Annotated in this window: 17 protein-coding genes; 11 read left to right on the top strand and 6 right to left on the bottom strand. The window is 72.1% G+C overall.

Features of this window, described 5'->3' with window-relative positions; all coding sequences use genetic code 11:
• The first annotated feature begins 93 nt into the window (after positions 1 to 93).
• The 4 genes from B1H50_RS01535 to B1H50_RS01520 are packed head-to-tail and all read left to right on the top strand — an operon-like array spanning position 94 to position 4,607.
• Positions 94 to 1,524 (top strand): sugar nucleotide-binding protein, encoded by a 1,431-nt coding sequence (locus B1H50_RS01535; RefSeq protein ID WP_080462020.1) that lies wholly within the window; start codon positions 94 to 96, stop codon positions 1,522 to 1,524.
• Entirely contained in the window at positions 1,521 to 3,389 is a 1,869-nt protein-coding gene (locus B1H50_RS01530; protein ID WP_080462019.1) for a DUF2142 domain-containing protein, read from the top strand. Before B1H50_RS01535 ends, B1H50_RS01530 begins: the two co-directional genes overlap by 4 nt.
• The gene (locus tag B1H50_RS01525; RefSeq protein WP_080462018.1) at positions 3,379 to 4,149 is read left to right on the top strand and encodes a glycosyltransferase family 2 protein; all 771 of its coding nucleotides are present in this window, start codon (positions 3,379 to 3,381) and stop codon (positions 4,147 to 4,149) included. The genes B1H50_RS01530 and B1H50_RS01525 overlap by 11 nt, the downstream gene beginning before the upstream one ends.
• Positions 4,146 to 4,607, top strand: coding sequence for a DUF2304 domain-containing protein (locus B1H50_RS01520; RefSeq protein WP_080462017.1), 462 nt, complete (start codon positions 4,146 to 4,148; stop codon positions 4,605 to 4,607). The genes B1H50_RS01525 and B1H50_RS01520 overlap by 4 nt, the downstream gene beginning before the upstream one ends.
• Here the strand turns inward: B1H50_RS01520 and B1H50_RS01515 are convergent.
• Positions 4,595 to 5,704 carry a glycosyltransferase family 4 protein gene (locus B1H50_RS01515; protein WP_080462016.1) on the bottom strand — a complete coding sequence of 370 codons (1,110 nt, stop codon included), beginning with the start codon at positions 5,702 to 5,704 and terminating at the stop codon, positions 4,595 to 4,597. The genes B1H50_RS01520 and B1H50_RS01515 overlap by 13 nt on opposite strands.
• 210 nt (positions 5,705 to 5,914) lie before the next feature.
• On the opposite strand from B1H50_RS01515, the gene B1H50_RS01510 reads away from it, so the two are divergent.
• The 3 genes from B1H50_RS01510 to B1H50_RS01500 are packed head-to-tail and all read left to right on the top strand — an operon-like array spanning position 5,915 to position 8,953.
• Entirely contained in the window at positions 5,915 to 6,751 is an 837-nt protein-coding gene (locus B1H50_RS01510; RefSeq protein WP_080462015.1) for a LicD family protein, read from the top strand.
• Complete coding sequence (locus B1H50_RS01505) at positions 6,748 to 7,665, top strand: glycosyltransferase family A protein (RefSeq protein WP_080462014.1); 918 nt, start codon at positions 6,748 to 6,750, stop codon at positions 7,663 to 7,665. The genes B1H50_RS01510 and B1H50_RS01505 overlap by 4 nt, the downstream gene beginning before the upstream one ends.
• A 7-nt stretch (positions 7,666 to 7,672) precedes the next feature.
• A complete protein-coding gene (locus tag B1H50_RS01500) occupies positions 7,673 to 8,953 on the top strand; it encodes a lipopolysaccharide biosynthesis protein (protein WP_080462013.1) in 1,281 nt (426 codons plus the stop codon).
• On the opposite strand, the gene B1H50_RS01495 is transcribed toward B1H50_RS01500, so the two are convergent.
• The 4 genes from B1H50_RS01495 to rfbA form a co-directional block, all read right to left on the bottom strand.
• Positions 8,923 to 9,801, bottom strand: coding sequence for a LicD family protein (locus B1H50_RS01495; RefSeq protein ID WP_080462012.1), 879 nt, complete (start codon positions 9,799 to 9,801; stop codon positions 8,923 to 8,925). The two genes, B1H50_RS01500 and B1H50_RS01495, sit on opposite strands and share 31 nt — an antisense overlap.
• 103 nt (positions 9,802 to 9,904) lie before the next feature.
• On the bottom strand, positions 9,905 to 10,855 hold the full coding sequence (locus B1H50_RS01490) for a DMT family transporter (protein WP_080462011.1): 951 nt from the start codon (positions 10,853 to 10,855) through the stop codon (positions 9,905 to 9,907).
• Positions 10,855 to 12,681 (bottom strand): phosphotransferase, encoded by a 1,827-nt coding sequence (locus B1H50_RS01485; RefSeq protein WP_080462010.1) that lies wholly within the window; start codon positions 12,679 to 12,681, stop codon positions 10,855 to 10,857. The genes B1H50_RS01490 and B1H50_RS01485 overlap by 1 nt, the downstream gene beginning before the upstream one ends.
• 134 nt (positions 12,682 to 12,815) lie before the next feature.
• Positions 12,816 to 13,688 (bottom strand): glucose-1-phosphate thymidylyltransferase RfbA, encoded by an 873-nt coding sequence (gene rfbA / locus B1H50_RS01480; protein WP_080462009.1) that lies wholly within the window; start codon positions 13,686 to 13,688, stop codon positions 12,816 to 12,818.
• A gap of 69 nt (positions 13,689 to 13,757) precedes the next feature.
• On the opposite strand from rfbA, the gene manA reads away from it, so the two are divergent.
• The gene (gene manA / locus B1H50_RS01475; RefSeq protein WP_080462008.1) at positions 13,758 to 14,951 is read left to right on the top strand and encodes a mannose-6-phosphate isomerase, class I; all 1,194 of its coding nucleotides are present in this window, start codon (positions 13,758 to 13,760) and stop codon (positions 14,949 to 14,951) included.
• A gap of 3 nt (positions 14,952 to 14,954) precedes the next feature.
• On the opposite strand, the gene B1H50_RS01470 is transcribed toward manA, so the two are convergent.
• Entirely contained in the window at positions 14,955 to 15,698 is a 744-nt protein-coding gene (locus tag B1H50_RS01470) for a TIGR03089 family protein (RefSeq protein ID WP_080462007.1), read from the bottom strand.
• A gap of 270 nt (positions 15,699 to 15,968) precedes the next feature.
• On the opposite strand from B1H50_RS01470, the gene B1H50_RS01465 reads away from it, so the two are divergent.
• From B1H50_RS01465 to B1H50_RS09680, 3 genes are read left to right on the top strand one after another with little or no spacing between them, the layout of a single operon-like run.
• The gene (locus B1H50_RS01465; protein ID WP_188640695.1) at positions 15,969 to 16,223 is read left to right on the top strand and encodes a WhiB family transcriptional regulator; all 255 of its coding nucleotides are present in this window, start codon (positions 15,969 to 15,971) and stop codon (positions 16,221 to 16,223) included.
• Positions 16,220 to 20,077 (top strand): glycosyltransferase family 2 protein, encoded by a 3,858-nt coding sequence (locus B1H50_RS01460; protein WP_080462006.1) that lies wholly within the window; start codon positions 16,220 to 16,222, stop codon positions 20,075 to 20,077. The genes B1H50_RS01465 and B1H50_RS01460 overlap by 4 nt, the downstream gene beginning before the upstream one ends.
• Positions 20,074 to 21,573: a DUF5719 family protein gene (locus tag B1H50_RS09680; protein ID WP_080462005.1), complete on the top strand. Its 1,500-nt coding sequence runs from the start codon at positions 20,074 to 20,076 to the stop codon at positions 21,571 to 21,573. Before B1H50_RS01460 ends, B1H50_RS09680 begins: the two co-directional genes overlap by 4 nt.
• Positions 21,574 to 21,586: the final 13 nt, after the last annotated feature.

Raw genomic sequence — 21,586 nt, 5'->3', positions numbered from 1 at the left:
TGCCCGCCACCCCGCGCGGAGGATAGACTCAGCCCAATCCCAATCAGTGCCCGGTACGCGCTGGGCGCAACGAGGAACGAGGACTACCAGCCCATGACCACCACTGCGAAGCCCCTCGGTGTTGCGACCACCCCCATCCCCGGCTTCCTTCGGATCGATCTGACCGTGCACGGGGACAACCGGGGCTGGTTCAAGGAGAACTGGCAGCGCGAGAAGATGGTGGCGCTGGGCCTGCCCGACTTCGGCCCGGTGCAGAACAACATCTCCTTCAACGACGAGGCCGGGGTGACCCGCGGCATCCACGCCGAGCCCTGGGACAAGTACGTCTCGGTGGCCACCGGGCGCGTCTTCGGCGCCTGGGTGGACCTGCGCGAGGGCCCCAGCTTCGGGACCGTCTACACCTGCGAGATCGACCCCTCCGTCGCCGTCTTCGTGCCCCGCGGGGTGGGCAACGCCTATCAGACCCTCGAGCCGAACACGGCCTACACCTACCTCGTCAACGATCACTGGTCGCCCGACGCCCAGTACACCTTCTTGAACCTCGCCGACGAGACCGTCGCCGTGCCCTGGCCCATCCCCCTCGACGACGCCATCCTGTCGGACAAGGACAGGGCCCACCCGCGCCTGGCCGACGTCACCCCCTTCCCCGCCGTCGGCCGGACCGCCGTCCCGGGGCGCCGGGTGCTCGTCACCGGCGCCAACGGCCAGCTCGGCCGTGAGCTCATGAGCCGGCTCGCCGACGCCGGCTACGCGGCCACCGGCGTGGACCTGCCCGAGTTCGACATCTCCGACGCCGCCGCCATGGACGTGCTCGACTGGTCCGCCTACGACATCATCATCAACGCCGCCGCCTGGACGAACGTCGACGGCGCCGAGACCCCCGAGGGCCGGCCCGCAGCCTGGCGCGCCAATGCCACCGGCCCGGCCAACCTCGCCCGCGCCGCCACCAAGCACGGGCTCGTCCTCGTCCACATTTCGAGCGAATACACCTTCGACGGCGCGACCGAGCCCCACACCGAGGATGAGCCTCCCAGCCCCCTGGGCGTGTACGGGCAGTCCAAGGCCGGTGGGGACGCCGCCGTCCTCGCCGCCCCGAGCCACTACCTCGTGCGCACCAGTTGGGTGGTGGGCGACGGGAAGAACTTCGTGCGCACCATGGCCTCGCTGGCCGAGCGCGGCATCGCCCCCAAGGTGGTCGACGATCAGACCGGCCGCCTCACCTTCACCACGGACCTGGCCGCGGGCATCATCCACCTGCTGTCCTCCTCCGCCGCCTACGGCACCTACAACCTCTCCGGCGAGGGCCCCGTGGTCTCCTGGGCGGATGTGGCCAAGCGCGTCTACGAGCGCCTCGGCCATGACCCCGCCGAGGTCACTCCCATCACCACCGAGGAGTACTTCGCGGGCCAGGACGTCGCCCCCCGGCCCCTGAAGTCCGCCCTGGACCTCACCCGGATCAAGGCCACCGGCTTCACCCCCGGCGACTCGATGGAGCGCCTCGACGCCTACATCGCGGGCCTATGAGGCACGGCACTGTGAGGGACCGCGAGGACTCCCCTCCCTCAGCCGCTGCGGCCGCCCGGCCCAACGAGACCCTCGACCCTCCCGACTCCCCCGAACGGGGCGACTCCCCGGCGGCCACGCCCCCCTCCCGCCGCACCGCCTGGCTGGACCGGCCCTCCACCCGCTGGATCCTCGGCGCTCTCTTGGCGCTCACGGTGCTCGGAACCGGCCTCGGCTGGGCATTGGTCTCGCCGGTCGGCGGCTCCCCGGACGACGACTACCACCTGGGCTCCATCTGGTGCCCCCCGCCCGTGGAATCCTCGGGCTGTGGGACCAAGGTCATCAACAATGAGGTCCAGGTCTACGTGCCCGAGACCGTCTCGCAGCGGACCTCCTGCTTCTCCTACCCGGACAGCGATGGGACCTTGCTGTGCAAGGGGGCCCTGTCCGACGACGAGTACACGTACTCGCGCCGCTACGACGCGGGCAACTACCCGGGCGGCTACTACTGGTTCCACCACCTGTTCGTCAGCGACGACGTCACCGGCTCCGTGCTCATCATGCGCGGGGTCAACATCCTCATCGCGATGGTTCTGCTCGGCTCCATCGGATGGCTCCTGCCATCGCGCTACAGGGAGAGCCTCGCCCTGACCATCCTCGTGGCATGGATGCCCATGGGGCTCTACTTCGTAGCCTCGAACAACCCCACATCCTGGGCCCTATCGGGAACGTTGGCGTATGCCGCCGCCCTCTTCGGCGCGCTGCGCACGGAGGGGAGGCGCCGCTGGGCGCTCCTGGGGCTCGCGGCGATCGGAGCGCTCGTCTCGTGCTCCGCGCGCGGGGACTCGGCCTTCTTCATGCTCGTCATCTCGCTCGCCGTGCTCGTCGGCGCGCCATGGACGAGGAGGATCCTCCCGGAGGCCTGCCTCGCCCTGACCGCCAGCGCCGTCGGTGTGTGGATCATGCAGTCCACGGGCCAGGCCAGCGCGCTCAGCTCCGTCTCCCCCTCGGAGGAGGCCATCCCCTTGGTGATGCGCCTGAGCTCCTTGGTCACCTCCCTCCCCGAGTACTTCGCGGGGTTCTACGGACAGCGCTGGGGGGCGGGCTGGTTCGACATCCCCTTCGATGGCGCCCCGTCCACCATCGCCATCGGCCTGGTCGTTGCCTGCCTGCTCATCGGCGCCCGGAGGGTGGGGCGGCGCAAGGCGCTGAGCGCCCTCATCGTCTTCGGCGCCATCGCCGGGGTCCCCTTGGTCGTCTCCCTGCAGGCCGGCTTCTCGCGGGTCTACCAGTACCAGCCCCGCTACATGCTGCCGCTCCTGGCGATCCTGCTCTTCCTCTGGCTCGCGATGTCCGTCAAGGGCGGGCATGTGGTCGGCGCGCAGGTCTGGATGATCGGGATCGGCTCGGTGATCGTCAACGCCTACGCGCTGCGGAGGGTCATGGAGCGCTACACCCATGGGCGCCTCGATCTCGACCACCCCGTCTACAGCCTCGATCTCTCCCTGCGCTGGTGGTGGTCGGATTTCCCCCTCACCCCGGAATACACCTGGCGCGTGCTCGTCCTCGTCTACGCCGTGGCCATCGCCTCGATGGCGCTCCTGGTATGGCGCCGCCCCGCGCGACCCATCGCGGAGCCGGCCGCCCCTACCGCCACCGCCCAGGCCGAGCCGGAGTGCCGGGAGGCGGCCGAGGCCTTCGTGACCCGGAGGTCGCCGGGGCGGCACGCGCGCGTCCAGGCCGACCAGCGCGAGACCACTGCCCCGCCAGGCCCCGCCACGCCCGGTGCCGCCGTCGCCACTGGCGCCCAGGGCACCAGGCCCCCCATCGATCCCCTGCGCCGCCCATCGGCAGACCCATCCGCGGAGGGTTCCGATGAGCGTTGAGCGCCGCCACGACCTCCTCGTCATCATCCCCGCCTGGAACGAGGAGATCGCCCTGCCGGGAGTGATCGCCGAGGTCCAGTCGAGGCTCGGGGGCATTGCCGATATCGTCGTCGTCTCGGACGGCTCGACGGACCGCACGGCCGCGCTCGCCCGCGGCGCCGGGGTGACCGTTCTCGAGTTGCCCATCAACCTGGGGGTTGGCGGCGCCATGCGGGCCGGCTTCGTCTACGCCGTGCGCTACGGCTACTCCCACGCGGTTCAGCTCGACGCCGATGGCCAGCACGATCCCTCGGAGATCCCCGTGATGCTCGAGTGCGCCCGCACCACGGGGGCGGACCTCGTCATCGGCGCCCGTTTCGCGGGCAAGGGCGATTACTCGGTGCGCGGCCCCCGTCATTGGGCGATGAAGGTGCTCTCCGCGATCCTCTCGCGCGTCAGCGGGACTCGTCTGACGGACAGCACCAGCGGCTTCAAGCTCTACAACAGCCGGGCCCTGGCGGTCTTCTCCCGCGACTACCCCGCCGAGTACCTGGGGGACACCATCGAGGCGCTCGTCGTCGCCAAGCGGTCCGGGCTGCTGGTCCGCCAGGTCGCCGTGCGGATGCGCCCCCGCGCGGGCGGCGAGCCCTCCCACAACCCGCTCAAGGCCGCGCGCTTCCTCCTGCGAGCCTTCCTCGCTCTGGGGATCGCGCTGAGCCGCCCCAACCGGGCCGCCCCCGACGCCGGCCCCTCGTCGGCCCACCAGGAGGGGCAGCGATGAGCTCCACCTATATCCTCGGCGTCATCTTCGCGATGATCGTGCTGGTCTCCATCTTCCTGCGCATGCGCAACTCCGGGATGAAGGAGGCCTACGCGACGTGGTGGATCATCATCGCCATCGGCTGCTTCGTCTTCGCACTCATCCCCGGCGGCCTGCGCGCGGTATCCAGCCGACTGGGCGTCGAGGTGCCGCTCAACCTGGGCTTCTTCGTCGCGGGGATCATCCTCCTGCTGCTCTCCCTGCGCTTCAGCGTGGACCTGTCCCACAACGCCGAGGATCGGCGGCGCCTCGCTGAGGAGATCGCCATCCTGCGCGCCGAGGTCGATCGGCTCACCGCCCGGATCGACGAGGTGGGGATCGATGCGCGGGACCCGGGCGCCGCGGCTCCCACGGGCTCCGCGGGCACGGCGTCCATGGACCTCGCGGACGGCGAGGGGCCGGGCCCTCAGGCGCGGTGATCGCGCAGGACCTCGGCGAGGATGCCCGCGTACTGACGTGAGCGCACGGGCCAGGTCCACTGCTCGATGAGGCCGCTGGGAGCCGGGGCCGGTGGGGCGGCGAGCATCGTCGCCAGGGCGTCGGTGAGGCTCTCGGCGCTGCGCTCCCCCGTGACCACGACGGGCGCCCCCTCGTCGGCCAGGATCCGGGCGCCGGGGACCTCGTAGGTCACCACGCGGCCGCTCCCGGCGATCGCCTCCAACAGCGTGGTCTGGAAGCCCTCAGAGAGCACAGTCGGGTTGACGAGGGTGGACCCGGCCAGCGCCCGGCCCACCTGACTGGGCGGCACGCGGCCCGGGATCGACACGGCGTCATCGATGCCCAGCTCGCGGGCCATCGCCCGGGCCGCCTCCAGCTCGGCGCCCGCGCCCAGCAACTCGCCGTCGACGTCGATGCCGCGCCCGCGCAGAGCGGCGACGGAGGACAGGAAGGCCTCCCAGCCCTTGCCGGCCACGACCCTCCCGACGAACACGAGGTGGCCCGGCCTGTCCTCGGGCGCTCGATGGGGCTCGGGCGCGGGGATGGCGTTGTGGAAGACCTCGGCGTCGACGCCGCCCAAGCGCTTGACGAAGGCGGCGGACTGCGCGGAGATCGCCAGCACTCGATCGGCGCGGCGCAGCACGTAGCGGCCCATCGCCAGGTCGACCGCCCGCGAGCCCGCGAGGATGATGGGGGAGGGGGTGGCCACGAATCCCGAGCCGTGCTCGGTGTGGATCACCGGGATCCCGGCCATGCGCGCCGCTCGCAATCCGACGAGGCTCATGGGGAAGAAGCGCGTGTGCGTGCTCACGATGTCGATCCGGTTCTCGCGCAGGAATCGGGCGACGCGCCTCGTCGTGCCCACGCGCGGGAAGCTGATGACCTCCGCGATCGGGAGATAACCGCGCCCCGTGAGGACCCGCACGCCGTCGTCATCGCGGAGCCCGGGGGCGTCCGAGAGGGTGAGCACCCACACCTCGTGCCCCAGATCGCGCAGTCCCCGGGCCAGGGAGGAGACGTGGTTCTCGAGGCCGCCCAGGCGGGGCGGGTAGGTATTGATGACCAGGGCGACTCTCATACGGGCTTCCATCGGTGGGACACGGGCGGCGAGGGCACTCCTTAGGAGGAATGCTCTCACACGCGGGGCCATCGATGGCGCAGCTCCGGGCAGGGAGCGCCCGGGCGGCCCCGGGGCCGGGCAGGGAGCGGTAGCATCGACGGCGCGCCCATCTGTGCGACCGGGCGCCCGCCCCGCTCGATCCGGCGCCCGCGATGAGAAAGGCCAGCGATGGAATCGCTCTCACAAGAGGAGATCAAGAAGATCGAGCTCGACATCCTGCGCGAGCTGGATCGCGTATGCGCGGAGCACGGCCTCACCTACTTCCTGGCCTACGGCACTCTCATCGGCGCGCTGCGCCACGAGGGCTTCATCCCCTGGGACGACGACGTCGACGTCGTCATGCCCCGTGACGACTACGAGGCCCTCTTCCGCCTGTGCCGCGCGGGAGCCCTCGCGGACCGCTACAAACTGGTCTCCTACCGCGACCGCACCTCGATCTACCCCTACTTCAAGCTCGTGGACACCCGCACGCGCGCCGAGGAGACCTTCATCGACGAGGAGCGGGCCCTGGGCCTGTGGAGCGACATCTTCCCCCTGGAGCGCGTGAGGCTGTCCGACCCGCGCATGCGCCGGGTGCGCGCCAAGGCCGCCCGACTCGTCCGGTGGCGCTCGCTGGCCGCCACCGATCCCCGATACGCCACCTCCGGCGCCGCCAAGCTCGTCAAGCGCGTCATCCACCCGGCCACCCGCCGCCTCGACCCCTACCGGATCGCCGCCAGGGCCGATGCCCTGGCCCGGGGGGCTAATATCAAGGACGCCTCCTCCCAGGACGACGACATCCGCTACGTCCTACTCGTGGACGACCACATGGATAAGAACACCCTGGAGCCCCGCTCACTCTTCCCCGCGGCCCGCGCGGTCTTCGAGGGAGGGACATACCCCGTGCCCGCCAAGGCGGCCCAGGTGCTCACCGACTACTACGGCGACTGGGAGCGCATCCCGCCGGCCGAGGAGCGCCCGCCCGCGCATCTGCGCGCCGTCACCTGGGCAGGAGACAGGTCATGATGCCCGGGAGCCCTGAGATCGCCGAGACCCACGCGGGCCCCGCGCCCAGGACCGTCTGCGTCTTCACCCCCACCTACGAGCGCGCCTACATCCTGCCCGTCCTCTACGACAGCCTCGTGGCGCAGACCTCCCACGACTTCGTATGGATGATCGTCGACGACGGATCCACCGACGGCACCGAGGAGCTCGTCGCCTCCTGGATCGAGCGCGGCGAGATCGAGATCGACTACGTCAAGACCGCCAACGGCGGCAAGCCCCGGGCCATCAATCTCGGCGTGGAGCGGGCCACCAGCCCGCTGTTCTTCGTCGTCGACTCCGACGACTGGCTGCTCCCCGGCGCCATCGAGCACGTGCTGGCCACCTGGGCCACCATCAAGGGCCAGGACCGCTACGCCGGGATCGTCGCCCTGCGCGGCACGGATGAGCGCACCCCCATGGACACGTGGATGCCCGAGGGCGCGCGCGACGTGAAGTACTGGGACCTCTTCGAGACGATGGGATTCAGGGGGGACACCTCCCTCATCCACCGTACCGAGGTCCTGCGGGACTACCCCTACGACGTCGCCCCCGGGGAGATCTTCATCGCCGAGACCTCGGTCTACTACCGGCTCGACGAGCGCTACGTCATGCTGGCCGATAACACGATTCTCACGATCTGCCACTACCTGCCCGATGGGCTCACCCGCAATTTCGCGGCCAACGCCAAGCGGAACCCCATCGGCTACTGGAAGCACAAGCGCTACTGCGCCGAGCGCTCCACCACGCTCAAGGGCGTCGTCCGCGAGACGCTCCTGTACCTTGTGGGCTGCCGCCTGGCCGGGCAGTCCGGCGCCCTGCGCATGGCGCCCAACAAGCCAGCGGCCCTGGCCTGCTACCTGCCCGCGCTGGTGGCCAGGTACACGCTGTTCAAGTAGGAGAACGATGGCACAGCCCGAGGCCCTGTCCCTCCGGACGAACATGTTGTGGAGTTCGGTCGGCTCGATCACCCGACTCGTCTGCAACTACCTCGTGGGGGTCGCCGTCGTGCGCCTCTCGCACGGGTTCGACACCGCGGGCGGGCTCGCGCTCGTCATGGCGATCGCGAACCTCATCAACCCCTTCGCCGACTACCGCCTGCGCACGATCCAGGTCACCGATACCAAGGGTGAGCGGAGCGCCGGGGAGTACGTGGGCCTGCGAGTGCTGACCACCGCCCTGGCCTTCCTCATCGGCATCATCTACTCCCTGGCCACGGCCTCATTCGACGCCCTGCCGCTCATCGCCATGTACCTGGTCTACTCCCTGGCGACGAACTTCATCGAGGTCCTCCACGCCATCGACCAGCGGCACCGCCGGATGGACTACATCGGCAAGTCCTACATCCTCCAGGGCGTGACCACCCTGGCGGGCTTCTGCGTCGTCCTGTGGCTGGCGAACTCCCTCATGGCGGCCGTCGTCGCCATGGCGGTGGCGACCATCCTCGTGGGCGTCGTCTACGACGTACCGCGCTCGGCCCAATTCGAGCGCCTGCGCCCCGTCATCGACCTCCGCCCCGCCATGTCCCTGCTGGTCACCCTCTTCCCCCTCGTCATCGCCCAGGTCTGCAGCTCCTCCGTCCTGACGCTGCCCCGCCAGTACCTGGAGTCCTCCGTCGGGAGCGAGGCGCTGGGGATCTACAACTCCGTGGCCTCGCCCGTCGTCATCGTGCAGATGGGCGCCGTCTACGTCTACAGCCCCCTCATGGGGGAGTTCGCGGACCGCTTCCACTCCGATAAGCGCTCGGCCCTGGCCCTCCTGTGGCGGACCATCGGCGGGATCCTCGTGGTCATCGCCGTCGCGGCGGCCCTGCTGCTGCTCCTGGGCGATCCGGTGCTGCGGCTCATCTTCGGCGATAAGATCATCGGGCACACGGACCTGCTGCTGCCCGCGATCGTGTGCACGGTCATGACGGCCTTCGCCTGGTTCATGAACGACCTGCTCATCGCCGTGCGCGATCTCAAGGCGGGCTTCCTGGGCAACGCCCTCGCGGCGCTGACCTCCCTGGTCTCGATGAAGGTCCTCGTCGACGCCTTCGGGATGAACGGTGTCAGCTGGGTCGGCGTGCTGTCCTACTCGCTCGCCGTCGCGCTGCTGTCCCTGTTCCTGGTCCGCGACTACCGCCGGCTCGGCTCGGAGCGGGGCGGGCCGCCGGCTCAGTCCTCGGCGTCGTCGGCGAAGTCGTGATCCCCGAAGTCCACCAGTGAGGGTTTGTGGTTGACCCGCTCGGAGACCGGCGGGATCGCCATGTAGTCGCCATAGCCCCGGGTGAGCACCGCGTCGTAGGCGCGGGGCATCCGGATCGTCATGCCCTCGAAGGGCAGGGCGAGGGTGGGGAGCAGCTCATCGCGGCGGATGGACCAGCGCCTGGGGTCCTGGGTGGAGAAATCGCCCAGCCACACCGAGTCCTCGCCCTCGTGGGAGCGCGCGGCGCGATCCCAGCGCTCGTACAGGGCGCGCGGTGAGACCCGGGCGGCCCGCAGCCCCCAGTGGACGGCGCGCAGGACGAGCCCGGCCGCCTGCCTCGCGGGCGCGGGCAGCGGGACCTCGGCGGTGGGCGTCCCACGCAGGTACATGAGCCGCCCCCACACCCAGGTCCGCCGCGCCATCCGCTTGAAAGCGCGCTCGTCGTCGGGAAGGACATCGAGGGGGAAGATATCGACGCCGATGGGAACCCGGTAGGCGCGGTCGCGCGCGATCTCGGGGATGAAGGCGGTCCCGGCCAGGCCCAGCACGCCGAAGGTCTTGGGGTAGTCCGGGGAGTTGCGGGAACTGAGCAGCACGAAGCCGGGGCCGATGACGCGATCGGCCTCGGCCAGGAGGCGCTCGTAGTCCGGGCGCGGCATGACGACGTCGACGTCGTCGTCCCAGGGGATGAAGCCCTGGTGGCGAGCGGCGCCGATCGCGGTGCCCCCGTAGGCGGCGTACTCCAGGCCCAGTTCGTTGCAGACGCGGTCGAGCTCGGCCAGGGCGCGGGCGGTGGCCCTCTGGACGCGCTTGAGGAGGGCGGGGTCGTCGTAGCCGGTGGTGCTCATGAGTACATCCTCTCCCGGCGGGGAGCCGACCGGGAAGCCGCGGGGCGACGTGTCGGGGCCGGCCGTGCCGAGCGGCTCACGCCGGGCGCGGCCGGCCCCGCCCTCAGGCCTCCTCCGCGAGCACGGGGGCGCGGCGCGTGAGCCGCAGGTCGGACCAGTCGGCGGTGGCGGCCAGGACCGTGCCCGCGAGGATGACGACGCAGCACACCACCTGAAGAGCCGTGGGGATGGTCCCCTGCAGGACGAGGGCGAGGATGACCGCCCACGCGGAGTAGGAGATGTTGAGGGCCATGCCCCGGGAGGCGCCGATCGAGCCCAGGGCCTTGTAGTAGAAGAGGTACGAGGCGGTCCCGGCGATGGCCGCCAGGGCGATGACGCCGGTGGCCGGCGTGAGGGAGGCGCCGGCGGAGAAGCCGAGGGCCCCCGCGAGCGGGGCCACCACGAGGAGGTAGGCCACGCCCGAGGTCGTCTGGCGGATCTGCAGGGCGGTCTCGTTGTCCACGGAGTCGTCGCGCATCCCCCAGGTGAGGATGACGGCCTCGGAACCCCAGCCGAGGACGCAGGCCAGGGCCGCGATGATACCCAGGATCGCGTTGCCGCCACCGGACTCGGCGGAGGAGGACCAGCCGATCGCGATGATGGCGCCCAGGGCGACGAGGAGGGCCAGGATCTGGCGCGGACTCATGCGCTCGCCGAGGATGAGGAAGGCGAGGAGCGTGCCCAGGGCCGGGTAGAAGGTGGAGATGATCGCAGTATAGGAGGGGCCGATGTTGTTGATGGCGATGAGGTAGCCGCTCATTCCCACCGGCCCGCCGAGGATCGCGGCCAGCACCACGACCCTGCCCGAACGGGTGCGCAGGGCGGCGAGCGTGTGCCGCAGGCGCCCGCGCGCGCCCATGTAGGCCACGAGGAGCAGCGCGGAGATGACGTCGTGGATGAGGGCGCTGGCGATGGGCGCCTGCGAGGCCCCGAGGAACGGGGCGAGGGCGACGGCCATGGCCAGGATCACGGTGTCGAGACCCCAGGTGGCCCCGCTGATGACTCCGTAGCGCATCAGGCTCCCCTCCTCGCGCTCAGGGCCGCTGGGGCGTCCGTGAGGTCCGTGCCGGAGACGTAGGAGGCCAGGAGGGCGTCGACGTAGTCGACGGCGTGGCGGTAGTAGATGAGGAACCACTCGCCGACGTCGTCGCCCTCGGCCTCCTTGACCAGGGACCACACGTACCAGCACCAGCCGGCGAAGGTGACGTAGGACCAGAAGTGGCGCCGCTCGGCGGGGGTGGGGGGGCGGCCGAAGTAGTAGCCCAGGGCGTCCTCGGCGCGCTCGGCGCCCAGCTGCGCGCAGACCACCATCGTGCCGAAGTCGGCCGCGACATCGGACATGCCGGCGTACTCCCAGTCGATGAGGGAGAGCTCGCCGGAGGCGTCCACGAGGAAGTTCAGCGGGAAGAAGTCGTTGTGGCTGGGGGCCAGATCGAAGCCGTCGGCGTCGGCGAACTCCTTGAGGCGCAGCACCTTGGCGCGCAGCTCGTCGTAGCCGGGGATATCGATGGGGCCGCGGGAGGCCAGGATCGACTCGTAGCGCAGCCCCTCGGTCACGAAGTCGAAGTTGCGCGCGAGCTCGCGGCCCGACTCGTGCAGGGCGCGGCCCATGCGCATGGCCCGCTCCAGCTCATCGGGATTGGACACGTCCAGGTTGCGGCAGTCGGGGACGTAGCGCGAGATCTTCCAGCCCTGCTCGGGATCCCCGGCCAGGAAGGTGGAGTCCAGGCCCAGCTCCCCGGCGAGCCGAAGGGCCTCGATCTCCGCGCGGCGGTCGATGAGCTGGTTGGTGCCGGCGCCGGGGTGGCGGTAGACGTACTCGTCCTCGCCCACGGAGAAGTGGCAGGACAGATTCGTGATGCCCTGCTTGAGGGGGTAGAAGGCGCCGATCCGGCCGCGCTCGCAGCCCAGGGCGGCCGAGATGTTCTCGAAGACCTCCGAGTCGATGTTCTCCATGAAGGCGGGGTCGAAGGAGCGCAGCTCGTCGATGGAGTCGAACTCGTGGATGACGCCGTCGGGGTACTTCCGGATCACCATGTCGAGGCTCTTGATGTGATCGAGGTAGATGGACTCCCACAGCTTGGGGGCGGTCTCGGGCAGGTCGTAGACGGACTCCAGGATCGTCCGGAAGGTGGCGGAGAAGGCGCGGTCGAAGTAGGCGTGGCCGAGCATCGTCCAGGCGTCCGCCCCGCCGACGGTCGCCCCGGTGATCCGCCCGCCCGCGCCGGTGGTCAGGCACCACTCCCGGGTGGGGCCGGCGATGTACGTGGCCGAGTAGTAGGCCTGGTAGACGTGGGACTCGAAGGGGTTGATCGTGAAGTAGTCGTCCGAGGAGCAGATGTAGGTATTTGCCAAGTCGTCCTTGACCAGCCACAGGGAGGCGTTGTTGTTGCGGGTCGCGTACTCCTTGTTGACCACGATCCGCGCCCCGTAGCGCTCGGCCAGGGAGAAGAAGTACTCCTTCTTGTAGCCGACGACGATTGTGATGTCGGTGATCCCGGCCTCGTGTAGCTGGCGGATCTGGCGCTCGACGAGGACCTCCCCGCGCACCTTGAGGGTGCCCTTGGGGCGCTCGTAGGAGATCGGGGCGAAGCGACTGGACAGGCCCGCTGCCAGGATGATCGCGTTGTCCACCCGGTAGGGCTCCAGTGCGGCCCGGCCGGAGGCGGTCAGCTCGCGCCCGGCGATGTAGCCGGCGGCCTCGCATTCGCGCACCGCGGCGTTGACGCTGCCCAGGGACATGCCCGTCGACTCCTGGATCTGCCGCTGGGTCAGGGCCGCGTCGGCGCGCAGGAGTGCGATCAGGGCGTCGAACTGGGGCTGGGTGAGGGTGCCGGGCATGAAGCGGCCTCCTGTTCGGATCTGAATGGGGACCTCGCATGTTCGAGAATAGTCCCATATATTCAGAAGATGAACAGGAGGGCCGTGTTGCCTTCATCTCGTCGGCGCCGGGGCCCGGCGGGCGCGGACGGCACTCAGCGGCGCTCGCGGGCCAGGAGGTTGAGGAGGTACTGGCCGTAGCCCGACTTGACCAGGGGCTCGGCGCGCCGGCGCAGGCCGTCGTCGTCGATGAAGCCCATGCGCCACGCGATCTCCTCCGGGCAGCCGATGTTGAGGCCCTGGCGGTGCTGGATGGTGCGGATGAAGGAGGTGGCGTCCGCCAATGAGTCGAAGGTGCCGGTGTCCAGCCAGGCGGTGCCGCGGGGCAGGACTTCCACGGTGAGGCGCCCGGCCTCCAGGTAGGTGCGGTTGACATCGGTGATCTCGTACTCGCCGCGGGCCGAGGGGGCCAGGTCGCGGGCGATGGCGACGACGTCGTTGTCGTAGAAGTACAGGCCGGGCACCGCGTAGTCGGACTTGGGATGGGCGGGCTTCTCCTCGATGGAGACGGCCCTGAAGTCCGCGTCGAACTCCACGACGCCGTAGGCGGTGGGATCGGCCACCTGGTAGGCGTAGACGACTCCGCCGTCGGGGCTCGTGTGGCGGCGCAGCTGGGTGCCCATGCCGGGGCCGTAGAAGATGTTGTCGCCCAGGATCAGGGCTGCGCTCTCGCCCCCGATGAAGTCGGCGCCGAGCACGAAGGCCTGCGCCAGCCCGTTGGGCACTTCCTGGACCGCGTAGGACAGGTTGACTCCCAGCTGCGAGCCGTCGCCCAGCAGGCGGTGGAAGCTGGGGGCGTCGTGCGGGGTGGTGATGACCAGGACGTCCTGGATGCCGGCCAGCATGAGCGTGGACAGCGGGTAGTAGATCATCGGCTTGTCATAGACCGGCACCAGCTGCTTGGAGGTGCCAAGGGTGATCGGGTTGAGTCGTGTGCCGGAGCCGCCGGCCAGGATGATGCCTCGCATAGTCCCCAAGTGTGTACCATCCGGCCCGCTTGCGCGTGGAAGCGCCGGTGCTGCCGCTACGGTGTGCCCATGGAGAGACTCCACGGCTTCCGGCAGAGGTACGGCTGGGGGCACGCCTCCGCCATCCCCGAGCTCCTGGGGGAGGCGCCCGACGGCGAGCCCTGGGCCGAGCAGTGGCTCGGGGCCCATCCCCTCGGGCCCGCCACCATGGGGGAGGGGGCGGACACTCTCGCCCAGCGGATCGCCGCCGAGCCCGCCCGCCTCCTGGGCGAGGACGTCATGCTCTGCTTCGGTCCCCGGCTGCCCTTCCTGCTCAAGATCATCGCCCCCGCGCGCCCCCTGTCCCTCCAGGTCCACCCCTCCATCGGGCAGGCCATCGAGGGCTACGAGGCCGAGGAGCGGGCCGGCATCGACCTGGCCAACCCCGTGCGCAACTACAAGGATCGCAACCACAAGCCCGAGATGGTCCTGGCCCTGACCGATTTCGAGGCGGTCGCGGGCTTCCGCGCCCCCCGCCGTGCGGCGGAGGTGCTCTCGGGGCTCTCCTCCCCCCTGGCCCGCCGCATGCGCCGGACCTTGCGTCTGGCGCCCGGCCGCTTCGGCATCCGCCAGGCATTCACCGACATCGTCTCCGTGGACAGCCGTCCCAGCGGCGAGGAGATCGATGAGCTCGTCGTCGAGCTCGCGGCCCGCCTGGCCGCAGGGGCCTCGCCGTCGCGGCGCGCGGACGCCAACGCGATGGAGATGGCCCGCGCCTTCCCCGGCGACCCCGGGATCGCCGCCGCCCTCCTGCTCAACCCGGTGACCCTGCGCGCGGGAGAGGCCCTCTTCGTCCCCGCGGGCTCCGTCCACGCATACATCGGCGGGCTCGGCGTGGAGATCATGGCCTCCTCCGACAACGTCCTGCGGGCCGGGCTGACCCCCAAGCACATCGACATCCCGGAGATGCTCGCCTGCGTCGACTACGTGGCCGCGCCGCCGGTGCGCCCCGCCCCTGAGTACCTCTCGCGGGCGACCCGCGCCTACTACGCGCCGGTGGACGATTTCGAGCTGCTCGTCACCGACGTGGCGGCGGCCGATGGCGCCGTGGGAGTCCCCGGGCGCGGTCCGCGCATCCTGCTCGGCATCGACGGCCGAGTGGAGGTCTCGACGACGGCGGGGCGCGAGCGGCTCCAGCGGGGGCAGGCGCTGTTCGTCGGGGCGGACGAGCGGGCCCTCACCGTCGAGGGCGATGGGAGCGTCGTCCAGGCGGATGTGCCCTGACCCTCAGGCGGCCCCCTCCTGACGGGCGGCCGCGGTGGCGAGCGCGTCGTCGGCGTCCGGAGCGAGGAGCACTGCGGCGCGCCCATCCCTCCAGGCGGCGAGGATGGTGCGCATCGCGGCCGGCATCGTCTCGCGGCGGATGAGGACCGCGCCGGGCGCCCCGGGCGGAGCGCCCGGCGAGCCCGTGGTGGGAGGCAGCGAGTCGACCAGCGCCCCCCGGTCGAGGCTCCGCTCCGCGCCGGGCTCGCCGGGTGTCCCGGTGGCCTCGATGAGTGCCGGGGCGCCGGGAGCCGCCGGGAGGGCCGGGAAGGAGTCCGGATGAGCCATGAGATCGGCGACGCCGTCGCTCACCAGGGGCGGCAGCCCGTCCGGCCAGCGCAGGGCGAGCGAGGCTCGGGCCACGAGCGCCTGGACGTCGGCGTCCCGGTGCAGCCGATCGGGGGAGAAGGCGACGCTGACGGCGGGCGCGGCGGCGGTGCTGGTCTCCAGGGCGCCCGCCTCCAGGACGCCGCCCCCCACCTGCCAGGTTCCCAGCCACCAGGTCACCGTCCTCCAGTGGGGCTCCAGTGCGCAGTGGACGAGGGGCGCGGGACCCGCCTCGGCGTCGAGGAAGGCGGCGGTCTTCGACGACCACATCGCCAGCACGCGCCCCGTCAGCTCGATGCGCTCCTCGGGAGCGTACCAGATCAGCCAGGGGCGATCGCCGTCGGCGGAGGTCGGGAGGAGTGGGGCGAGGGGGTCGTTCATAGCCGGATTCAATCAGATCGAGGCACTTCTGAGGGTCGCCAGCGAGGTTCGGGTGACGAGATTTCCGCAGAACAGCGGGTGATCTGCGGGCTTGAGTGGTGTGTCTCAACTCGGTCTCAGCAGATCATGTGGCCTTTCCCGGCTTGATACCTGGTCTTACAGGCGTGTAGTTTGGTTTCATTGCTTGATCCTCTTCGAAGGGAAGTTATCGTGTGGAACATCCTCGGCGACGGGCCTCTGGCACTGCCCGATGATGCTGACGACGCTGCGATCATCCTTCTCTTCGGGGGTGGGGACGAGTCCGGTCCGCTGCCGTGGCAGGAGCGCGCGCTGTGCGCCCAGACCGATCCCGAGGCCTTCTTCCCGGAGAAGGGCGGCTCCACCCGCGAGGCCAAGCGCGTGTGCGCCAGTTGCGAGGTCCGCGAGGAGTGCCTTGAGTATGCCCTCGCCAATGATGAGCGCTTCGGCATCTGGGGCGGCCTGTCGGAGCGGGAGCGCCGCAAGCTCAAGCGCCGGGCCGTATGACCTCGCCGGGCCCCGAAGCCCGCTCGAGCGCCGAGGGCATTCCCGGCGCCGGGGTCGGCCGCGCTCAGGATGAGACCCTCGCCGTCGTCGTGACCGCGGGGGTCACTGCCTTCCTGTCCCGGACGCTGGTCGCGCTCGCGGCGCAGACCGTCCTCCCGGCCGCCGTCCTCATCGTCGACGTCGCCTCGCGCGCCAACGGCCTGGGCGACGGCACCCCCGTCGAGGAGGTCGTGGAGGCCTCCGGCCTCGACCTCGTCACCGCCGTGCGCATCCTGCGCGCCCCCGCCGCGCCCACCCTCGGCGGCGCCGTCGCCCGGGGGCTCGCCCTCGCCCAGGAGCGGGCCTCGGCCCGGCCCCGCCCGCAGATCGGTGACGAGGACGAGGGCCGCCCGCTCCTCAGCCTCGACCTCGACCCCTCCGACGCCCAGTGGCTCTGGCTTCTCCACGACGACTCCGCCCCGGAGCCCGACTGCCTCGCCGAGCTCCTCCAGGCCGTCACCACCGCTCGCTCGATCGCGTTGGCCGGCCCCAAGCAGGTGGACTGGGACAACCCCGATCTGCTCCTCGAGGTCGGGCTGCGGGCCACGGGCTCGGCGCGCCGCGCGAACGACATCGTCCCCGGTGAGATCGATCAGGGGCAGCACGATGACCGCAGCGATGTGCTCGCCGTGGGCACCGCGGGCGCGCTCATCTCCCATCGGGCCTGGGAGGAGATCGGCGGCGCCTCGCCCGACATGCCCCTGCTCGCCGAGGGCCTGGAGCTCTCCCACGCCCTGCGGCTGGCCGGGCACAGGGTCGTCGTCGTCCCGAGCGCCGTCATCCGCCACCGACGCGCCACCTACCTAGGCCTGCGCGGCGCCAAGGAGGGCGGCGCTCCCACCAACGCTGATGAGGCCGCCGGTGCGGACTCCCCGGGAGAGCGCGCCGGGTCCCCCGATGCCGGGCAGACCCCCGAGGCCGCCGCTTCAGTGGATCCACCGGATCTCGACCGCTCCTTCCGGGCCCGCCGCACCGCCCAGCTGGCCGCCTGGGCCACGATCTCCACCCGGCCCCTGCTCCCGCTGCTCGCCTGGATGATCCTCCTCGCCCTCGGGCGGGGGGCCTGGCGCCTGCTCACCAAGGACCCGGCCCTGGCGGGCGACGAGCTGGCGGCCGCCCTCACCGTCGCCTCCCGGCCCGCCCGCATCCGGCGCGGCCGGCGGCGCCTGGCCTCCTTCACCGCCGTCCCGCGCAGCGTGCTCGCCGAGCTCTACCTCGACCCCGCCGAGATCCGCGCGGCCAGGAGGGATCGGGGTCGCCAGGAGCGCCAGCGCCTCGCCCGCGCCGCCGCGCCCAGTGAGCTCGAGCTGGGCGAGCTCGCGATCCTGGCCTTCCGCCGCCGGCGGACCCTGGGGGTCGTCCTGGTCCTGGCCGCCATCTGCGGCCTGACCGCCCTGAGCGATGTGCTCACCGCCCGCTCGGTCATGGGCGGGGCGCTCGCCTCGCTCGGCGAGGACTGGCGAGCCCTGTGGGAGGCGGCCTGGAGCACCTGGGCGGGCTCGGCCGACGGCTACCCCACCGCGATGACGCCCTTCCTCGCGGTCCTCGCCCTGCCGATGGCCCTGGCCGGCGCGGTGGGGATCAGCGGGGACGCGCTCGTCCACTTGCTCCTGCTCGTCTCGCTGCCCCTGGCCGCCGCCGGCGCCTGGTTCGCCGCGGGCACGGTCACCCGCCGCATCGCCCTGCGCGCCTGGGCAGCCCTGACCTGGACGGCCGCGCCCAGCCTGCTGCTCGCCGTCGGGCAGGGGCGCCTGGCCTCGCTCATCGTCCATCTCATCCTGCCCTGGGCGCTGGTGGCGCTGGCCCGCGCCGTCGGCGCCGACCGCCGCGATCGCGTGCTCTCGGGTCTCGCGGGCGCCCACCGTATCTCCGACGACGAGCTCGCCCACGCCGAGAGCATCAGCAGCGCCCGCATCGAGGATCTCGGGGAACTCGGGGAGTCGGGCGAGCAGCACGGGCCCGGGGCCTCCGAGGCCCCCGGTCCGCCAGCGGACGATGCGGAGGCGGCGGCGGAGGACGGTGCAGAGGACGGCGTCGAGGCCCCGCCGAGGCATCCCCTGTCCGAACGGCTGGCCGCCAGGATCCAGCAGGCGGCCACCGAGGCCCGGGCCACCGCCGCCGTCGAGCACTACGGCCCCGGCTCCCCGACGGCCGCCGCCGTCGCCGGGCTGCTCCTGGCCGCCATCACCGCGGCAGTGCCCGCCACGGCCGCCGTCATCGTCCCCGCGCTGTTCCTGCTCATCGCCGTCAAGGCGCTCCAGGGAGCGCTCGGCCCCATCCGTGCCTCCGGCGGGGCACGGCGCCTCCTGCTCGCCCTCGTCCCGGCCGCCATCACCCCGGCGCCCGTGTGGTGGCGCGCCTGGCAGCTGCGCGAGGCCGGCGACGGGGCCGCGGCCCTCCGCCTCCTCGTCACCGACCCCGGCGCGCCCGTGGTCACCCCGGCGCCCGGCCGCACGGACCTGCTCCTCGGCTCACCCATCGATCTGGCCTCGCTCATCCCCGGCGCGCACGCGCTCCTGGCCGTCCGCCTTCTGCTGGCGCTCGCCCCACTCCTCGCCCTCACCGGCCTGCTGGCCTCCGGGCGCCGGGGCGGCAGAGCACGCGCGGGCGCCCTCGCGGCGATCGGCGCCCTCGCCCTCGCCGTCGTCACCACCGGGACCATCATCGGCACCGATCTCGCGCCCAGCGGCGTCCGCATGACCGTGGCCGGCTGGCCCGGCGCCGCGCAGAGCCTCGCCCTGGCAGGGATGCTCGCCGCGGCCCTGGCCGGGGCCGACGCCGCTCGCGCCGCCCTGGTCCAGCGCTCCCACGGCTGGTTCCAGATCGCCGCCCCGCTGGCCTGCGCGCTCGTCCTCACCCCGCCCCTGGTGCTCGGCGCCGGATGGGCCCTCGCCGTCGCGAACGGCGACCGTGTCCCCGGTCAGGCGCGGGCCGCCAACCCGGGCGCCCCCCTCATGGCCCTGCGGCCGGCAGCGCAGCGGGTCCCGCTCATCGCGCGCGAGCTCCAGCGCGCCCCCGAGGCCAGTCGCGTCCTCGTCCTCGGCTCGTCAGGGACCGGGGACGGCTCCGCCCTGACCGCCTCCATCTGGCGCGGCGCCGGTCTCCTGCTCACCGATGCGCTGCCCGAGCCCACCGGCGCGCGTCTCGACAGCCGCGCCGCCCAGTCCGCCTCAGCGGGTCCGGCCGCGGACGGGTCCGCGGGCCTCGCCGACACCGCCGACTCCTCACTGGCGGCGGCCATCGCCCATGCCGTCGCGGGCCAGGGCGAGACCGCCGCCGACGAGCTCTCGGCGCACGGCATCGGCGTCGTCCTGCTGACTACCAGGCAGGGCGACGAGACCACGGCCACTGCCCGCGCCGGACTGGCCTCCACCCCCGGCTTGGAGGAGCTCGCGCGCACGGACGCGGGCGTCTCCTGGCGCGTCAGCCCCGGTAATGCCGCGCAATCGGCGCGCGCCGTCCTCCTCGAGACCGCCGACGGCGATGGTCCGAGCGCCTCCACCGTCCCGTTCACCGGCCAGGGCACCACCACGACCATCCCCGACTCCGTCTCCGGGGGCGAGCGCGTGCTCGTGCTCGCCGAGCGCGCCGACCCGGGCTGGAGCGCCGCCCTCAACGGAGAGCCCCTCCAGGCCACCACCCGGACCGATGGCCGGGGCCAGTGGCAGCAGGCCTTCCTCGTCCCCGCCGGCGGCGGTGAGCTCACCCTCACCCATTCCTCTCTCGACGAGCGGATCCTCGCCGTCGCCATCATGACGGTCTGGGCGATCACCGCCCTGGCCGCGCTCCCGCTGCGTCGCAGGAGGTCCGCATGAGCCCCCGCATCAGCCTCGGGTCCAGCCCCGCTCGGCGCGCCGCCGGATGGGGTGCCGGGGCCCTCCTCCTCACCGGCGCGGTCGCCCTGGCGGCCTGGGCCGGCCCCGCTCCCGCGGCACCCATCCGGGAGGTCGGGGCCGTCGATGTCGATACGCCCCCCGGGACCGCGGCCTACGGCTGCCCCGCCGCCCCCGGCAACACCCTCGGCGGTGTCGACGTGCGGCAGGCCGTCACGACCACCACGATCCTCCCCATCGGATCGCCCGCCTCACTGAGCTACGCGGGCAGGGCCGTGAGTGCCGCGACCTCCACGCCGACGACGCTGACCGGTTCCCAGGGCTCCGGCGGCGGAGTCCTCACCGCCGCGCCCGCCGGCGCCGCCGGCGCCGTCACCTCGGCCACCGATGCGGGGGACCTGCGCGGGCTGGCCGCCGCGCCCTGCGCGCCCGCCCGCCCCGTCGCCTGGATCGTCGGGGGCTCGACCGCCCTCGGCTCCTCCGCCGAGCTGCGCCTGACCAACCCCGGCGTCACCACCGTGACCGCCCGCGTGCGCCTCTACGGATCGGCCGGGGCGATCTCCCTCCCCTCCAATGGCGAGGTCGTCGTCGCGGCGGGGAAGACCTCGTCCCTCCTCCTGGAGTCCGCCGGCGCCGCCGACCCCAGGATCGCCCTGTCCGTCGAATCCGACGGCGGGAGCATCGTCCCCACCCTCGTCGCCGAGGGCCTTGACGGCGAGACCCCCGCCGGGGTGGAGATGCTCACCCCGGGCGCCGCGCCCGCCACCGAGCAGACCATCCCCGCGGTGGTCATGGCGAAGGCCGCCGAGCAGGGCTCCGAGGCCGTGAACGGGGCGGAGTCCTCCGACGAGCCCGTCCTGCGCGTGGTCAATCCCGGGGACACGACGGCCACCGTCGCGGTCGCGCTCTCCGGCAGCGCCGGCCCCTCCCCACTGCCCGGCGCGCAGGCCGTCACCATCGATCCCGGCTCTGTCTTCGACATCACGCTGACCGGTGTCGACCCCGGTACCTACGGCATCCGGGTCACCTCCGACGCTCCGGTCAGCGCCGCCGCCAGGATGGTCCGCGTCGGCGGCGAGCTGCCCGCGGGCTCCGGCGCTCTCGTTCACGATGTCGCCTGGAGCCAGGCGGCCCCACCCGGTGCTCTCGCCTCCGCGACGGCCCTCATGCCCCGCGACGGCATCTCGCCGGGCCTCGTCATCTCCTCGACGGCGAGCGAGGCCAGGACCGTGGACCTGGCCAGTCCCGATGGGGGATGGTCGACCACCGTCGACATCCCGGCGGGGTCGAGCGTGACGGCCCAGGTGCCGGCGGGTGTGAGCGCCGTGCGGCTGAGTGCTGCGCAGCCCGACGGCCTGAGCGCCGCCGTGCTGCTCACCCGCAAGGCCTTGGGGGACGCGGCCGGCCCGCTCATCGCCGTCCTGCCGGTCATCGCCGACTCCGCCTCGCAGCCCTCCACGCGGATCAGCCTCGGCTGACCAGGTCCGGGCG

The organism is Actinomyces gaoshouyii (assembly GCF_002072175.1).
Taxonomy (GTDB): Bacteria; Actinomycetota; Actinomycetes; order Actinomycetales; family Actinomycetaceae; genus Actinomyces; species Actinomyces gaoshouyii.
This window is presented reverse-complemented; position numbering and strand designations above follow the sequence as displayed.

Bases quoted from the DNA above. Each gene is read 5' to 3' on its own strand.
- B1H50_RS01535 (WP_080462020.1), top strand. From the start codon at position 94: ATGACCACCACTGCGAAGCCCCTCGGTGTTGCGACCACCCCCATCCCC.
- B1H50_RS01530 (WP_080462019.1), top strand. From the start codon at position 1,521: ATGAGGCACGGCACTGTGAGGGACCGCGAGGACTCCCCTCCCTCAGCC.
- B1H50_RS01525 (WP_080462018.1), top strand. From the start codon at position 3,379: ATGAGCGTTGAGCGCCGCCACGACCTCCTCGTCATCATCCCCGCCTGG.
- B1H50_RS01520 (WP_080462017.1), top strand. From the start codon at position 4,146: ATGAGCTCCACCTATATCCTCGGCGTCATCTTCGCGATGATCGTGCTG.
- B1H50_RS01515 (WP_080462016.1), bottom strand. From the start codon at position 5,704: ATGAGAGTCGCCCTGGTCATCAATACCTACCCGCCCCGCCTGGGCGGC.
- B1H50_RS01510 (WP_080462015.1), top strand. From the start codon at position 5,915: ATGGAATCGCTCTCACAAGAGGAGATCAAGAAGATCGAGCTCGACATC.
- B1H50_RS01505 (WP_080462014.1), top strand. From the start codon at position 6,748: ATGATGCCCGGGAGCCCTGAGATCGCCGAGACCCACGCGGGCCCCGCG.
- B1H50_RS01500 (WP_080462013.1), top strand. From the start codon at position 7,673: ATGGCACAGCCCGAGGCCCTGTCCCTCCGGACGAACATGTTGTGGAGT.
- B1H50_RS01495 (WP_080462012.1), bottom strand. From the start codon at position 9,801: ATGAGCACCACCGGCTACGACGACCCCGCCCTCCTCAAGCGCGTCCAG.
- B1H50_RS01490 (WP_080462011.1), bottom strand. From the start codon at position 10,855: ATGCGCTACGGAGTCATCAGCGGGGCCACCTGGGGTCTCGACACCGTG.
- B1H50_RS01485 (WP_080462010.1), bottom strand. From the start codon at position 12,681: ATGCCCGGCACCCTCACCCAGCCCCAGTTCGACGCCCTGATCGCACTC.
- rfbA (WP_080462009.1), bottom strand. From the start codon at position 13,688: ATGCGAGGCATCATCCTGGCCGGCGGCTCCGGCACACGACTCAACCCG.
- manA (WP_080462008.1), top strand. From the start codon at position 13,758: ATGGAGAGACTCCACGGCTTCCGGCAGAGGTACGGCTGGGGGCACGCC.
- B1H50_RS01470 (WP_080462007.1), bottom strand. From the start codon at position 15,698: ATGAACGACCCCCTCGCCCCACTCCTCCCGACCTCCGCCGACGGCGAT.
- B1H50_RS01460 (WP_080462006.1), top strand. From the start codon at position 16,220: ATGACCTCGCCGGGCCCCGAAGCCCGCTCGAGCGCCGAGGGCATTCCC.
- B1H50_RS09680 (WP_080462005.1), top strand. From the start codon at position 20,074: ATGAGCCCCCGCATCAGCCTCGGGTCCAGCCCCGCTCGGCGCGCCGCC.